The sequence below is a fragment of the Micromonospora parva genome, from assembly GCF_040649675.1.
In the GTDB taxonomy this organism is placed as follows: domain Bacteria; phylum Actinomycetota; class Actinomycetes; order Mycobacteriales; family Micromonosporaceae; genus Micromonospora; species Micromonospora parva.
The window spans coordinates 131,233-146,099 of the sequence record NZ_JBEZFX010000007.1; the positions used below are offsets into that span (position 1 = coordinate 131,233).

Below are 14,867 nucleotides of genomic sequence, written 5' to 3' on the forward strand. Positions count from 1 at the left end.
TGGGAGGACTGAGCCGCTGCGGAACGGGAATCCTCGCACCGGTCGGCGGGGCAGGTCCACGGCCCGACCGCAACAAGCCGCCGCCGGGGTGCACAACAAGATTTGCGTGAAACTGCGCGGGAAAGCGGGTATCAGCTCGTGATGCCGCAGCGAGGCCGTAGCTTGTGCAGTTCTTCACAACCTGTCCCACTGACTCGGAAGGCTGCCCGGTTTACGCTGAGGCCAATCCCAGGTTTCCACGAAGGCGACGCTTCGCGCCGCCGAGTCTCGTGCATCCCATAGATCGGTCAGCGTCGACCACAAGGAGATGTGTCATGGTTGCTCCGGCTGTTGTGCGGGGAATCGATCAGGCCCCGACGTCCCACCCGAAACTGCTCGCCTGGGTCCGTGAGGTCGCAGAACTGACCACCCCCGACCGTGTCGTCTGGGTGGACGGGTCCGACGAGGAGTGGCGCCGCCTCACCGATGAACTGGTCGAGGCCGGCACTCTGATCCGGCTCAACCCCGAGAAGAAGCCCAACTCGTTCTACGCGCGCACCGACCCGACGGACGTCGCCCGGGTCGAGGAGCGCACCTACATCTGTTCCGTCGACGAGGCGGATGCCGGCCCCACCAACAACTGGATGGCGCCGGCCGAGATGAAGCGGACGATGACGGAGTTGTACCGGGGCTCCATGCGCGGTCGCACCATGTACGTCATCCCGTTCGTCATGGGCCCGGTGGAGGCCGAGTCCCCGATGTTCGGTGTGGAGATCACCGACAGCCCGTACGTGGTCGCCTCCATGCGGATCATGACGCGGATGGGCGCCCGGGTCCTTGAGGCCATGGGCGACGACGCGGACTTCGTGCACGCGCTGCACTCCATCGGCGCCCCGCTCGCCCCCGGCCAGGAGGATGTCGCCTGGCCGTGCAACGACACCAAGTACATCTCGCACTTCCCGGAGACCCGGGAGATCTGGTCGTTCGGCTCGGGTTACGGCGGCAACTCGCTGCTGGGCAAGAAGTGCTACTCGTTGCGGATCGCCAGCGTGATGGGCCGGGACGAGGGCTGGCTCGCCGAGCACATGCTGATCCTGAAGATCACCTCGCCGGAGGGCCGGGTCTACCACATCGCCGGCGCGTTCCCGTCGGCCTGCGGCAAGACCAACCTCGCCATGGTGGAGCCGACGATCCCCGGCTGGAAGGTCGAGACCATCGGCGACGACATCGCCTGGATGCGGTTCGGCCCGGACGGCCGCCTCTACGCGGTCAACCCCGAGTACGGTCTCTTCGGCGTCGCGCCCGGCACCGACTGGAAGACCAACGCCAACGCCATGCGCACCCTGGACCGGGGCAACTCGATCTTCACCAACGTCGGCCTCACCGACGACGGTGACATCTGGTGGGAGGGCATGGGTGAGCCGCCGGCGCACCTGATCGACTGGAAGGGCAACGACTGGACGCCGGAGAGCGACAGCCTCTCGTCCCACGCGAACAGCCGGTTCTGCACCCCGATCACGCAGTGCCCGATCCTCGCCGACGAGTACTTCGACCCGAACGGCGTTCCGATCGACGCGATCCTCTTCGGCGGACGCCGTAAGGACACCGTCCCGCTGGTGACCGAGGCCCGCGACTGGGTGCACGGCGTCTACATGGGTGCCACGCTCTCCTCGGAGACGACCGCCGCCGCGTCCGGCGCGGTCGGCGTGGTCCGCCGGGACCCGATGGCGATGCTGCCGTTCATCGGCTACCACGCCGGTGACTACTTCCGGCACTGGATCGAGATGGGCAAGGGCACCGACGGCGACGAGGCGAAGCTGCCGAAGATCTACTACGTCAACTGGTTCCGCAAGGACCCGGACGGTTCGTTCCTCTGGCCCGGCTTCGGCGAGAACTCGCGGGTGCTCAAGTGGATCGTGGAGCGGATCGAGGGCACCGCCGACGCGGTCGAGACGCCGGTCGGCATGGTCCCCGCGCCGGACGCCCTGGATGTCGAGGGCCTGGACATGACCCCGGAGGATGTCCGGATCGCGCTGAAGGTCGACCCGGACGAGTGGCGCAACGAGCTTCCGATGATCACCGATTGGTTCGAGAAGTTCGGTGACAAGCTGCCCGGCGTGCTCTGGGCCGAGCTGGACGCACTGCGCGCGCGCCTGGACGCCGCACAGCCGCAGCGGTAGGTGTGAACGAGGCCCTTCGCGGGCAACATCGGATTTCATGAGGACGGCCGCCGAGACCCAGGTCCGGCGGCCGTCCGCCGTCCGGGTGCTCGTCATCCTGCTGGCCACGACGGCGGCGGCCACCGTCGTGGTCGAGCTGCTCAATTGGTGGTACGCCCCGGAGCAGGGTTTCGGGTTGGCCGTCCGGACCGGCTGGGCACTGCTGCGCTCGTTCGGTTTCCTGCTGCTGATCGGGCACGTGCAACGGGGTCGTACGGTGGCCCGCCCGTTCGGGCTGATCCTCGCGGTCACCACGATCTTCGCGGTCGGCCGGCTCATCGTGCCCCGGCAGGGGGTGCCGCCGTTGCCCGGCCTGCTCGGTTTCGCGATCCTCACGGCGCTCTGTGTCGCTGTGGTCTGGCTGCTCTACCGCTCGTCGGCGTTGGCCGGGCACCTTGTCCGGCACCGTCCGCGTCTCGTCATCGACCGGGACGGCATCTCCTGGCGGGAGACCCCGCCCCGCCGACCACAGGCCAGCGCCTGGTTGTTGACCAGTCGGGTGGCGGCCTTCACCTACAGCCCGTTGATGCTGGTGCCGGCGCTGGTGGCCGGGGGCTCCATCCTGGACGGTCGGCTGACCGCGGTGCCGGCCGTGCTGTTCTGGTTCGGCGCTGGCATCACGGCCAGCTACGCCGTGCTGTTCTGCACCGCGTTCCTGATGCGGGGCAAGGACTGGGCCCGTGGCCTGCTGATCGTCGTCACGGTGGCCGTACTCGCTGTGGATCTGCCGCTGTGCTGGTGGCTGCTGGGGGTCGACGGCCTGGTCCGCGACGGCGGCCCCCTGGTCGCGGCGGCGGGGTTGACCCTGTACGGCCTGCGCCGCGCCGCCCGCGCCCCCGACGCCGCCCAACCTGAACCCCAACCCTGACCGCGGCCAGCCCCGCACCCCTCCCGCTGGCCGGCTGGCGGCTGGCGGCCGGCGGCCGGCGGCCGGCGGCCGGCCATGGCGCTGGCCCGGCCATGGCGCTGGCCCGGCCATGGCGCTGGCCCGGCCATGGCGCAGGCCCGACCACGGCCCATTCCCCCTTTGCTCTGCACCTCTATAGGCGACAGTGGCGGACGGTAACCGTCGCGTCCGCGGGTGCAGAGCAAAGGAGGGCGGTGAGACCTGTCGGTCCAGTGCGGGAACGGTCTTCTCGGGCGGGCAGGGGGCAGGATGGCGGGTGGCGTCGGTCACAGCGATCGGCGTCGGGGCAGCTGCGGAGATCGTCGGTGTGGCCGGCCGGAGGGCCGACCAGGTCGCCCGGCGGGAGCGGCCGCGCCGCGTCGGACTGGAGGGAGGCGCGCGGTGGACGACGAGTTCGACGTGGTGGTGGTGGGGGCGGGGCCGGCCGGCGCGGCAGCGGCGCTGACGGCGTGCCGGGCCGGTGCCAGCGTGCTGCTGCTGGACCGGGCCGACTTCCCCCGGGACAAGGCGTGTGGTGACGGGATCGCCGCGCACTCGGTGGACGTGCTCGCCGAGCTGGGGGTGACCGAGGCGGTGGCGGGTTACGCGCCGTTGCCGGCGCTCCGCATGATCTCGCCGGGGGGCGGTGCGGTGGCCCGGGCGCTGCCCCGACCCGCGTACACCGTGCCCCGGGAGGTCTTCGACGCGCGCTTGGTGGCGGCCGCGGTGGCCGCCGGCGCGCAGCTGCGCCGGCACACCGTGCGCCAGGTCGAGCCACGAGCCGACCGGGTGGTGCTCGACGGGCAGGTGTCCGGGCGGGTGGTGATCGGTGCGGACGGCGCCGGCTCGGTGGTGCGTCGGGCGCTCGGCCACCCGCAGAACCCCGACCGGCACCTCGCGCTGGCCATCCGGGGGTACGCCCCGGCGCTGCCCGGCCCGTCCGAGCAGCTCATCGTCACCTCGAAGGCGCGTTGGCCGGCGTACGCATGGTCCTTTCCGATCGGTGACGGACGGGCGAACGTCGGGTACGGGGAGGTCCTGCGCGGTGAGCCGCTGAGCCGGGCGTACCTGCTGGACCGGCTGGCCGCGCTGCTACCCGGCACCGACCTGGCGACAGTGACCGCGTTGCGGGCCCATCACCTGCCGCTCTCCACGCACCGACCGTCGCCGGGGCGGGGGCGCACCCTGCTGGCCGGGGACGCCCTGTCGCTGATCAACCCGTTCACCGGGGAGGGGATCTTCTACGCGTTGCTCTCCGGCGCGCTGGCCGGGTCGGCGGCGGCCCGGTCGCCCGAGGACGCCGCCGGCCGCTACGCCCACGGGTTGCGTCGCCGTCTCGGCACCCACCTGCGGCACAGTTCGGTCGCGGCCTGGTTGGCCCGGCGACGCCGGGTGGTGGACGCGGCGGTCCGGGCGGCCCGTCGGGACGACCGGGTCTTCTACGACGTGGTCGAGCTGGGTCTGGGTGACGGACGCCTCACCGCTCGTACGCTCGCGATGATCGGCATCGGTCTGGGCGGTGGGGATGGGGCTCCGAGGCGGTGAACTGGCGCAAGGGTCGCTACGCTGCTAGGTGATGACGCTGCGGAACCTTATCTACTCCGTGTACGAGCGCCGGCTCACGGCAAAGCTCGCCGGTAAGCCCGTGCCCCGCCATGTCGGGGTGATGTGCGACGGCAACCGCCGCTGGGCGCGGGAGATGGGCTTCGTCGACCCGAACGACGGGCACCGGGTCGGCGCCGCGAAGATCAAGCATGTCCTCGCCTGGTGTGACCAGGCTGGCGTCGGGCACGTGACCCTCTACCTGCTGGCCACCGACAACCTGCGTCGCCCGGCGAGCGAGCTGGATCCACTGGTGAAGATCATCGAGGATCTGGTGGTGGAGCTGGCCGAGGAGGGCAACCCCTGGCGGCTGCGCATGGTCGGTGCGCTCGACCTGCTGCCGGCGCAGACCGCGGCGGCGCTCAAGGGCGCCGAGGAACGCACCCTCGACCGCAGCGGAGGGGCGGAGGTGAACATCGCGGTGGGCTACGGCGGTCGGCGGGAGATCACCGACGCGGTCCGCTCCCTGCTGCTGGAACACGCAGCCGCCGGCGGGACCCTTGAGGAACTGGCCGAGGTGCTGGACGTCGAGCACATCAGCGAGCACCTCTACACGCGCGGCCAGCCCGACCCTGACCTGGTCATCCGCACCAGCGGCGAGCAGCGGCTCTCCGACTTCATGCTGTGGCAGTCCGCGCACTCGGAGTTCTACTTCTGCGAGCTCAACTGGCCGGATTTCCGGCATATCGACTTCCTGCGGGCCCTGCGCTCGTACGCCAACAGGCAACGCCGCTACGGCACCTGACCGGGCGGCGACGCCGTCGGTCGCCGCTCGGTCAGAGCAGGCCGGTACAGGGCAGGCCGGTCAGGGCAGGTGGGTCAGCGCCCGGGTGAGGAAGTCGCCCAGGGCGGCCGGCGACTCGATCGTCAGGTCGGCGGCGTTGGCCACCTCATGTCCGGTCTCCGAGTTGGCCACCGCCACGCACACGCCGAGGAAGTCCGGATCGGCGGCGGCGCGAGCGCGCAGCGCGGCGAAGGCCTTGATGTCGGAGACGTCGTCGCCGAAGTACCAGGCGCCGGTGGCGCCCTTGATCGCCTCGCCGATGACCATGCCCTTGTCCCGGTCGACCGGCGGCTTGAGCTCCAGCACCATCCGCCCGGCCTGCGAACGCAACCCCAGGCGGTCGGCCTGCGCCTGACCCCACTGCTGCACCGTCGGGCCGAGTTGCGGGGCGGTACGCCAGTGCAGCGCGACCGAGAGCCGCTTGTACTCCACCAGCGTGCCGGGAGGCAGCTCCGCCCGGGCCAGGTCGGCCAGCTCGGACATTGTCGGAACCCAGGGCAGCGCCGCCGGTTCGGTGACGGTCTCCCCGCCGGAGTGGCTGTGCTCCAGCCCGTAGAGACCGTAGAGGTCCACGCCGGCGAGCCCGCCGAGCTGATCCCGAAGGAACTCGACGGGTCGGGCGGAGACGATCGCGACCCGCTGCACGACCGGGGCGAGCGCCTCGATCGCGGCCAACGCGTTGGGAGCCGGGCGTACCGCGGTCGGATCGTCGTCGACGGGCGCGAGCGTGCCGTCGAAGTCGAAGAAGAGCACGGTCCCGGCCGCCCGACTGGCGGTTGCCCGCCAGGCCTGGTCGGCGTCCAACGGGGTTTTCGGCTGCTGATTGCCCAGATTCAACGGCGGCACGCGCGTCAGCGTACCCCGGCGATCCAGGCTCATTCCTGGCCGAGCGGACCCGTTGTGCGGTAGGCGATCAGCGTTCGGCAGCTCCTCGTCCGCGCCGGCCGAACGGCACCACCGCCGCCTCCTGGCCGTGGCTCAACAGGTAGCCCTCCACGAACCCGGTGTTCCGATCGCCGGTGTGGTGTTCGATCTCGTTGAGCCGGGCCACCAGGAACTCGGTGAGCGCGCTGATCCGGTTGTTCAGGCGCTCGTGCAGCTCGGCGACGACGGCCAGGACGACCGCGGTGCCGGCGGTGATGAGCGCAAAGAGGTTGACGAGCAGCGGAAGCTGCCCGCCGTCGACCACGAGGGTCACTGTGTTGCCGGTCACCCACAGTGTCACCGACACCGTTGCGACCACGACTGCCAACCACTTCAGGGTCATGGACAGACCCCTCCTTCTGTCCCGCAGGGCTGGGTTCGGCCTTGTCCCGTCCCCCCGCCGATGACGAGCCCAAGCAGTACGAATAGGGACGCTAGCGTGCCCGTTCCAACCCCGGAGGTAAACGAATGAACCTGACCAGGCGTTCTTTCGCTATCTGAGGAACTAGCCCGCCTGATTGCCCCTTTTTCGGACATCGACCGGCAGCGTTGGGCGGTATGCGAGGTATCTGATGGTTTCGCGGATGTGGAACTTCTCCGCGTCCGACACCTGCGGGTCGACCAGCCGGCGCAGCAGGGCCTCGACGTCGGGGTCCATCGGAGGGGCGGCCTGGCCGGTGCGGGGGCCGGTCGCGGTGCGGTCCCAGCCGAGGGCGGCGAAGGCGGCGGCCGGGTTCAGCCCCAGCCCCTCGCAGAAGGCGACCACCCGTTCGGCCTCCGGGTCGCTGGCCCAGTCGCCCCGGACCCAGCGGTTGATGGTCTGCCGGGAGACGCCGGTGCGCCGGGACACCTCGGTGCCGCTCCAGGCTCGGGTCGCCCGTGCCTCGTCCAGGGCCCGTCGGACGAAGGTGGCGAAGGCGATCTTCCGCGCATTGGCCGTCTCGGTCACTCCGTGACGGTACGGCCAGCCGACGGAGGGTGGGTACGCCGGCTCGCCACTGTCACGCGGACGTGACGAGGCGTTCGGATTTCCGGTAAACGAGTCAGTGCCACTGTTGAGGGGTGTCACGCGGGCAGAATAGATGAACGTAGTGGCAAACGTAACCGGACGAAAAGCTGATACTGTCACGTCCATGGGACAATCTACGGTGTGTCACGTGCATGAGACGACTGGTGCTCACATGCGTCACGCCCCCGGTGCCAGGGGGCCGTGGTGACCGAGCTCGCCACCCGCGCCCAGGCCTTCGGGCTGATCGCCGAGGGCGTCGCTGCGGGGCTGACCGCCCCCTGGCGCCTCTACCTCGCCCGAGGCTGCCGTTACCTGTCGCTGAGCGTCGGCGATCGTGCCGAGTGGAACGCCTGGCGTACCCATCTCGGCTGCCCCGAGCTGAGTGTCCGGGTCTACGACGCCGGCGGCGAGATCCGCCGGTCCTCGGTGGCCGAAGTCGTGCTGGACGGCTGCCGGATCAGCGTCGAGCTGGTCGAAGAGGTCAGCACCGACGACCTGGACCGGTTGCTCGTCGCCGACCCCACCACGATCGAGCCGGAGGAGCGATGACCTGGCGTCCCGGCTGGGCCGGAGCTGCCCGATGAGCCCTTTTCTCGCGGTGTTCCTCGTCCTGGTGCTCGGCGCCACCAGCTACGCGGCCGGGCGGCTGCACGGGCAGCTCAGCTATCGCATCGGTTACCGCTTCGGTTACCGGCAGGGCTACTTCGACGGTGACCGGGGCGCCTGGAACCGGCGTCGGCGGGACGCCCAGGCGGCCATCGCCTCGGCCCTGTCGGTCTCGCCCGCGGGAGTGGTCCGCTCGGCTGGTGCCGTCGCCCGCCCCGGCACCACGTACACCGGCTCGTCGTTCAGCGCGCCGGCCGCCCCGATCACCGGGCGGCACCCGACCGGCACGCTCGTCCGACGGACCGGTTGAGGTCGGTCGGCGGGGTCCGCCCCGCCGACCGGTGCCACGAACGCGGTGCGTCGTCCGCGGCGGACACGCACCGTCGGGGTCACGTCAGACCGGTGACGGTGGCCCCAACCGGCCGGGATGCGCGCAGGGGGCATGCATCCCGGCCGGTTCCGCCGTGCCCGCGACGGTGCCTTTCGGCTGGTGCCGGCGTCGGCGCGGCGCTGTTCACGAGCGCGCCGTGGGAGATCCACGTTCGGCCTCTAGCCGGGAAGGTCCGGCGGGGCTAGCGTCTAGGCATGGCACGGGGTTCTCCCGAGCCAGCCGGTCCGCCCGGATCTGCGACCTCGCGCACGGGGTTCCGCATCCGACCCCGTGTCCCCGGGCACCGGAGGAGGCGGAACACGGGTGGCGGGTGCCCATCCGTCGGAGCAGGCCTGTGACGACTCGCCGTACCATCGCCGGTGCCGACCAGACCCCGGCCGCGACTGCCACGACCCGCCGCGCCACCAGGAGCCGCCGTTCGGCGGCCGCCGCGCCGGCCGACCCCAAGGAGCCACGACCAGCCGGCCAGGCCTTCGTCCTGGACACGTCGGTGCTGCTCTCCGATCCGGCGGCATTCCACCGGTTCGCGGAGCACGAGGTGGTGCTGCCTCTGGTGGTCATCACCGAGCTGGAGGGCAAGCGGCACCATCCGGAGCTGGGCTGGTTCGCCCGGCAATCGCTGCGGATGCTCGACGACCTGCGGGTCCGGCATGGTCGACTCGACCATCCGGTGCCCGCCAACGACGTCGGCGGCACCCTGCGGGTGGAGCTGAACCACACCGACGACGGTGTCCTGCCGCCCGGCTTCCGCACCGAGAGCAACGACGCCCGGATCCTCTCCGTCGCGCTGAACCTCGCCGCCGAGGGGCGGGAGGTGACCCTGGTCAGCAAGGACATGCCGCTGCGGGTCAAGGCCGCCTCGGTGGGCCTGCGCGCCGACGAGTACCGCCACGGCCAGGCCAGTGACCCGACCTGGACCGGCATGTCGGAGCTGGAGTTGAGCGAGGAGCAGATCGGCCAGCTCTACGCCGGCGAGACGCTCGACCTCGACGAGGCGGCCGGGCTGCCCTGTCACACCGGTCTGGTGCTGCACTCGGCGCGTGGCTCGGCGCTCGGCCGGGTGCTGCCGGACAAGTCGGTGCGGCTGGTCCGGGGCGACCGGGAGGCGTTCGGGCTGCACGGTCGCTCGGCCGAGCAGCGGATCGCTCTCGACCTGCTGCTGGACGAGTCGATCGGGATCGTCTCGCTGGGCGGCCGGGCCGGCACCGGAAAGTCGGCGCTGGCGCTCTGCGCCGGGCTGGAGGCGGTGATGGAGCGTCGTCGGCACAAGAAGGTGATCGTGTTCCGCCCGCTGTACGCGGTAGGTGGCCAGGAGTTGGGCTACCTGCCGGGTTCGGAGTCGGAGAAGATGTCGCCGTGGGCGCAGGCGGTCTTTGACACGCTCGGCGCGGTGGTGCACGAGAACGTGCTGGAGGAGGTCACCTCGCGGGGCATCCTGGAGGTGCTGCCGCTGACCCACATCCGGGGGCGCAGCCTGCACGACGCCTATGTGATCGTGGACGAGGCCCAGTCGCTGGAGCGTGGGGTGTTGTTGACGGTGCTGTCCCGGATCGGGCAGGGCTCGCGGGTGGTGCTCACCCACGACGTGGCCCAGCGGGACAATCTGCGGGTCGGTCGACACGATGGGGTGACGGCTGTCATCGAGGCGCTCAAGGGCCATCAGCTCTTCGCACACGTCACCCTCAGCCGTTCGGAGCGGTCGCCGATCGCCGCGATGGTCACCGACCTCCTGGAGGACATCCCGATCTGACGGGCGCTTTGCGGGGGTCTGTCCCTGATTTTGGTGTGGTCCAGATCACAAACGGCCCGGTCCGTTTCCCATCAGCCTCACTGTGCGCAATCGTGTCCCACGAGCGTCCACGCACCAGAGGAATCGTTGGTGATCGAACGTCGCGAGACGGACGACATCAGCGAAGATCGGTGCGTCAGCGCGACCGGCAACCGGTCGGGGCGCTCGTGGCACGGCTGACGGCCCACCTGCGGCCCGCGCCGCGCCACGTCCTTGCTCCCGACGAAGGGACCACTTCGTGAGTCGGCTGTGGAGCCGGTTGGGCGCCCGTACGGCTGCTGTAGCGCTGCTCTCCGTGGGCGTTGCCGGTGGCTTCTACCTGGGCGAAGACCGGGAAACCCAGCAACAGGGCCTGACCGACAAGGTCAGCGTCGAGGTCGACCGGGCCGACCTCGCGTACCAGCGTGAGCGGCAGGCCGCCCACCAGGTGCAGTTCTCCAAGCAACGCGCCGCCGAGTACCAGGCGAAGCTGCGGGCGAAGCAGGCCGCGAAGGAGGCCGCCGAGCGGGCACGCCAGGCCGAGGCCGCCGCGGCGTCGCGCAAACGTGAGCGCGCGGCCGCGAACGCGGCCGCCAAGCCGTACGACGGGCCGATCCCGGCGTCCTGCGCCGAGTACAGCGGCAACCGCAAGACCGGCTGCGCTCTGATGATCGACGCCGGCTTCGGCATCTCCGAGTTCCCCTGCCTGGAGAAGCTCTGGACCAAGGAGAGCGGCTGGAACCACAAGGCCAGCAACTCCTCGTCCGGTGCGTACGGCATCCCGCAGTCGCTGCCGGGCAGCAAGATGGGCTCCGTCGCATCCGACTGGCGAACCAACCCGGCCACCCAGATCAAGTGGGGGTTGGGCTACATCAAGGGCAGGTACAAGACGCCCTGCGGTGCCTGGACCTACTTCCAGAACAACGGGCACTACTGACGCTCTCGACGCGGGGCGGGTGGACGACCACCCGCCCCGCTGTCGTGCGTACCCCGGTCGGGACGTGAGTGGCGGTCGGCCGCTTTTGCTGATAGCAGTTGTACGGTGACCCTGCACCCGTCAAGCGGCGACCCGTTCCGGTTCGGCACCGAGGCGTTCTACGCCTCGCTCGGCCGGGCCTTCGTCGCCATGTGCGCGGTGGTCCCGTTCCTGTTTCTCATCGAGGCCGTCGACCAGGGACTGGCGTTCGGCCTGGACGCCACCGCCGGCATCATCCCGCAACGCATCGACGGGCTGGACGGGGTCTTCTTCTCCCCGTTCCTGCACCACGGCTTCGACCACCTCTACAGCAACAGCATCCCGCTGATCCTGCTGGGCACCTTCGTCCTCGCCGCCGGTGCCCGCCGGTTCCTCTGGTCGACCCTGATCATCATCCTGGTCAGTGGGCTCGGCGTGTGGTTCACCGGCTCGCCCAACTCGGTGGTGGTCGGCGCCAGTGGTGTCATCTTCGGCTACCTGGGCATCCTGCTCACCCGGGGCATCGTCGAGCGCAGCTGGTGGAACTTCGCGGTCTTCCTCCTGGTCGGTCTGCTCTACGGCTGGCAACTGGTCGGCATTCTCCCCACCGACGAGCGGATCTCCTGGCAGGGTCACCTGTTCGGCCTGCTCGGCGGGGTGGTGGCGGCGATCCTGTTCCGGCGGCGGCGACCGGCGGTGGACGGCCCGGACTATTCAGGTTCCACGCTCAGCCTGCCCTGAGCCGATTCTCCGGCGCGCCTCTGGGACGTCCTTGCCCGACTGTCGCCGCCCGCCTACGGTCGAGATCAGCACGCGTTGATCCGTAAGCGGAAAGCGACGGTACGCCATGCGCGAGGTCGATGTCGCCGTGATCGGGGCCGGTCCGGCCGGCCTCTTCGCCGCGTACTACGCCGGGTTCCGAGGGCTGTCGGTGGCGGTGATCGACGCGTTGCCCGAACCGGGCGGCCAGGTCACTGCCATGTACCCGGAGAAGCTGATCCTCGACGTCGCCGGCTTTCCCGCCGTCAAGGGCCGTGATCTGGTGGCCAACCTGGTGGCCCAGGCAGCGCCGTTCAATCCGCGGTACCTGCTCGGCACCCGGGCGGAGAAGCTCTCGTACGCTGACGGCCGACCGGTGCTGGGCCTGGCCGGCGGTGAGCAACTCGCCTGCGGCGCGATAGTGGTCACCGGCGGGCTCGGCAGCTTCAGCCCTCGGCCGTTGCCGTGCGCCGACGGCGCCCCCGGGTCAGGGATCGTCTACTTCGTGACCGAGCCGACCGAGCTGGCCGATCGGGACGTGCTGATCGTCGGTGGTGGCGACTCCGCCTTCGACTGGGCGTTGGCCCTGCAACCGCTGGCCCGGTCGGTGACCCTCGTACACCGACGGGAGAAGTTCCGGGCGCACGCCTCGACCGTCGCCCGGGTGCTCGCGCTGCCGGTGCGGGTCGTGGTCAACGCCGAGGTCACCAGGCTGCTCGGGGACGGCACGGTGACCGGTGCCGAGGTGACAGTGCGCGGCGGCGCCACCGAGACGTTGCCGGTGGACGTCGTGGTGGCCGCCCTCGGTTTCACCGCCGACCTGGGCCCGCTCGCCGAGTGGGGGCTACGGCTGGACCGCCGCCACATCCTGGTGGACAGCGCGATGGCCACCAACCTGCCCCGGGTCTTCGCGGCGGGCGACATCACCGAGTACCCGGGCAAGGTCCGACTGATCGCCACCGGCTTCGGTGAGGCGGCGACGGCGGTCAACAACGCGGCGGTGGCCATCGACCCGAGCGCCCACCTCTTCCCGGGGCACTCCTCCGATGCCGGCTGAGCGTCGGTACCGGACCCAGACCGACCTGAGTCCGGATCGAGACGGGTCGACCCGATCCTGAGGGGATGACGGGTTCCGCCACTCCCCAGGACGGCGCACCCACCACGCTGTCCTGGCTCTGCCACCCTGCCACCCTGTTCGCGCTGGCCCTGCTGCTGGTCAACGATCATGTGCTGAAGGCGGCCTTCCCCGGCCCGGTGACCGGCAAGCTGAGCGACGTCGCCGGGCTGGTGCTCGCCCCACCGCTGGTCGCGGTGCTGCTGACCCTCCTGCTGCCACGACTGCCGGCCCGGAGGGCCGCGTCGGTCGCCCTGGCCACTGTGGGTGCCGGGTTCGCGGTGGTCAAATCCAGTGGGTACGCCGCCGAACTCGCCTCCTCGGCCTGGACCGTGCTGGCCGGGCCGTCGCTGGTCCGGGCCGACTGGACCGACCTGTTCACCCTGCCGGCGCTCGGCCTGGCCTGGTGGAGCTGGCGGCGGTCACGTCGCCGCCCGGTGCGCCGACGGACCGCCCGGCTGGTCCGGATGCTGGTGGTGCTGCCACCGGCGGTCTTCGCGGTGGCCGCCACCAGCCAGTACCAGTACCCGTACGCCGTGGGCACCGCCCTGCTCGACGGTCACCCGGCGATCTCGATCGGCGTGGGATACAACGATCGGACCTGGCCGGAGGGGCCGGCTGACGGCCGATGGTCGATCAGCCAGGACGGGGGGAACACCTGGCGGCCCGCCGCCGACGGCGAGGAACAGCGGTTGTCCCGCCAGGGCCCCGGGCAGCGGCAGGCGTGTGTGCCCACCGAGCCGCAGCGGTGCTACCGGGCGGTCGCCGAGCACCTGCGGGTGGAGCAGAGTGACGACGCGGGCGTGACCTGGCAGGTGGCCTGGGAGGTGTCGGACGCGCGCCGCGAGGGGATGGCCCGCCGGTTCGCCAACCCAGGTGACATCCGCCGGCACTTCGCCTCCCGCGATCTGATCGTCTATCCGGCCGCCGGTGGCGGCCACGAGGTGCTGGTCGCCAACGGGCGCGACGGCATCCTGCACCGGAGAGCGGACGGCGGATGGCAACGCGACGGCTTCCGACATCACGCGGGACCGGACGACGGAGGCTGGACCGAGCCGCCCGCGCTGGACGGCGGGCTCGGCAGCCGCGACACGGACCTGCAGCTCGCCCTCGCGCTCGCGCTGACCCTCGGCGTTACGGTCACCGTGCTCGCTGGTCATCTGGCGATCCGTCGCGGGGGCGGTCCGCGCTGGTGGGGGGTCGCCGGCAGCGGGGCGATAGTGGTCGCGGGGATCGTGCTGGCGGGCGCCTGGGGGCGCAACGATGACTCCTCGACGGGCATGGCCCTGCTGTTCGTCGTTCTGCCCCTGAACGTCGTGACAGCGACGGCCATGCTCGTTCGGGTCTCCTACCAGGACGCACTGACCCGATGGAGCGGATGGGCACTCACCGGGCTGCTGCTCACCGCGCTCCTCTCCCTGGTGCCGCTCGTGGGTTGGCTGGGCGGGAACCCTGCGCAGAGCAGGGTCGCCGTGGCGCTCGCCCTGCTGGCCCTGGTGCCGGGCGTGCTGCTCGCCGTCCGGATCGCCCGGCTGTACGACCCGGCCCGGGCGTTTGGGCACCGATACCCACCGCACCCGTCCGATCCGCCCTACCCGCAGTACCCGCCGCACCCGCCCGCGGTTCCCGATCGGCCCTACCCGCCCTACCCATCGCACCCGCCCGCGGTGCCCGATCCGTCCTACCCGCTCGACCCGCCCTACCCGTTCGAACCGCCGGATCGGCTGTCGTCTAGGACGCCGCCAGCGCCCCCGACATCCCCAGCGCCGCCGGAGTCGTCCCATCCGGTGCTCCGGCCTTCCGTGCCGGATCCGTCAGCCGAGTCGGGGTAGGCCGCTCAGGTCGGCGCGTGGTCGAGGTCCGGGTGCCGT

Annotated in this window: 14 protein-coding genes; 11 read left to right on the top strand and 3 right to left on the bottom strand. The window is 71.0% G+C overall.

The genetic code is table 11. The features are described 5' to 3' along the window. The first annotated feature begins 314 nt into the window (after nt 1–314). The 4 genes from AB0C03_RS18920 to AB0C03_RS18935 all read left to right on the top strand — a co-directional run bounded on the left by AB0C03_RS18920 (nt 315) and on the right by AB0C03_RS18935 (nt 5,431). Nucleotides 315–2,159 (top strand): phosphoenolpyruvate carboxykinase (GTP), encoded by a 1,845-nt coding sequence (locus AB0C03_RS18920; protein WP_030328874.1) that lies wholly within the window; start codon nt 315–317, stop codon nt 2,157–2,159. Nucleotides 2,160–2,196: 37 nt separating this feature from the next. Beyond that, nucleotides 2,197–3,066 carry a hypothetical protein gene (locus AB0C03_RS18925; RefSeq protein WP_357638103.1) on the top strand — a complete coding sequence of 290 codons (870 nt, stop codon included), beginning with the start codon at nt 2,197–2,199 and terminating at the stop codon, nt 3,064–3,066. Between the two features lie 420 nt (nt 3,067–3,486). Then, nucleotides 3,487–4,629, top strand: a complete 1,143-nt coding sequence (locus tag AB0C03_RS18930) for a geranylgeranyl reductase family protein (RefSeq protein ID WP_030328869.1) — start codon at nt 3,487–3,489, stop codon at nt 4,627–4,629. 31 nt (nt 4,630–4,660) lie between these two features. Next, nucleotides 4,661–5,431, top strand: a complete 771-nt coding sequence (locus AB0C03_RS18935; RefSeq protein WP_030328867.1) for an isoprenyl transferase — start codon at nt 4,661–4,663, stop codon at nt 5,429–5,431. Between the two features lie 60 nt (nt 5,432–5,491). On the opposite strand, the gene otsB is transcribed toward AB0C03_RS18935, so the two are convergent. The 3 genes from otsB to AB0C03_RS18950 all read right to left on the bottom strand — a co-directional run bounded on the left by otsB (nt 5,492) and on the right by AB0C03_RS18950 (nt 7,343). Continuing rightward, a complete protein-coding gene (gene otsB / locus AB0C03_RS18940; protein WP_357638106.1) occupies nt 5,492–6,316 on the bottom strand; it encodes a trehalose-phosphatase in 825 nt (274 codons plus the stop codon). A gap of 67 nt (nt 6,317–6,383) precedes the next feature. Beyond that, entirely contained in the window at nt 6,384–6,737 is a 354-nt protein-coding gene (locus AB0C03_RS18945) for a hypothetical protein (protein ID WP_030328864.1), read from the bottom strand. Nucleotides 6,738–6,899: 162 nt separating this feature from the next. Beyond that, nucleotides 6,900–7,343, bottom strand: a complete 444-nt coding sequence (locus AB0C03_RS18950) for an XRE family transcriptional regulator (RefSeq protein WP_030328859.1) — start codon at nt 7,341–7,343, stop codon at nt 6,900–6,902. Between the two features lie 264 nt (nt 7,344–7,607). Here AB0C03_RS18950 and AB0C03_RS18955 point away from each other — a divergent pair, with 264 nt between their 5' ends. The 7 genes from AB0C03_RS18955 (at nt 7,608) to AB0C03_RS18985 (ending at nt 14,828) form a co-directional block, all read left to right on the top strand. Further along, nucleotides 7,608–7,952 (top strand): hypothetical protein, encoded by a 345-nt coding sequence (locus AB0C03_RS18955; protein ID WP_030328857.1) that lies wholly within the window; start codon nt 7,608–7,610, stop codon nt 7,950–7,952. A 31-nt stretch (nt 7,953–7,983) separates the two neighbouring features. Then, entirely contained in the window at nt 7,984–8,319 is a 336-nt protein-coding gene (locus tag AB0C03_RS18960) for a hypothetical protein (protein ID WP_030328854.1), read from the top strand. Nucleotides 8,320–8,734: 415 nt separating this feature from the next. Next, a complete protein-coding gene (gene phoH2 / locus AB0C03_RS18965) occupies nt 8,735–10,150 on the top strand; it encodes an RNA 5'-3' helicase PhoH2 (protein WP_030328848.1) in 1,416 nt (471 codons plus the stop codon). Nucleotides 10,151–10,427: 277 nt separating this feature from the next. Further along, the gene (locus AB0C03_RS18970) at nt 10,428–11,105 is read left to right on the top strand and encodes an aggregation-promoting factor C-terminal-like domain-containing protein (RefSeq protein ID WP_030328842.1); all 678 of its coding nucleotides are present in this window, start codon (nt 10,428–10,430) and stop codon (nt 11,103–11,105) included. 105 nt (nt 11,106–11,210) lie between these two features. Next, nucleotides 11,211–11,864, top strand: a complete 654-nt coding sequence (locus AB0C03_RS18975; protein ID WP_030328841.1) for a rhomboid family intramembrane serine protease — start codon at nt 11,211–11,213, stop codon at nt 11,862–11,864. Nucleotides 11,865–11,970: 106 nt separating this feature from the next. Next, on the top strand, nt 11,971–12,939 hold the full coding sequence (locus AB0C03_RS18980) for an NAD(P)/FAD-dependent oxidoreductase (RefSeq protein WP_030328840.1): 969 nt from the start codon (nt 11,971–11,973) through the stop codon (nt 12,937–12,939). A gap of 65 nt (nt 12,940–13,004) precedes the next feature. Then, nucleotides 13,005–14,828, top strand: a complete 1,824-nt coding sequence (locus AB0C03_RS18985; RefSeq protein ID WP_357638110.1) for a hypothetical protein — start codon at nt 13,005–13,007, stop codon at nt 14,826–14,828. Nucleotides 14,829–14,867 lie beyond the last annotated feature (39 nt).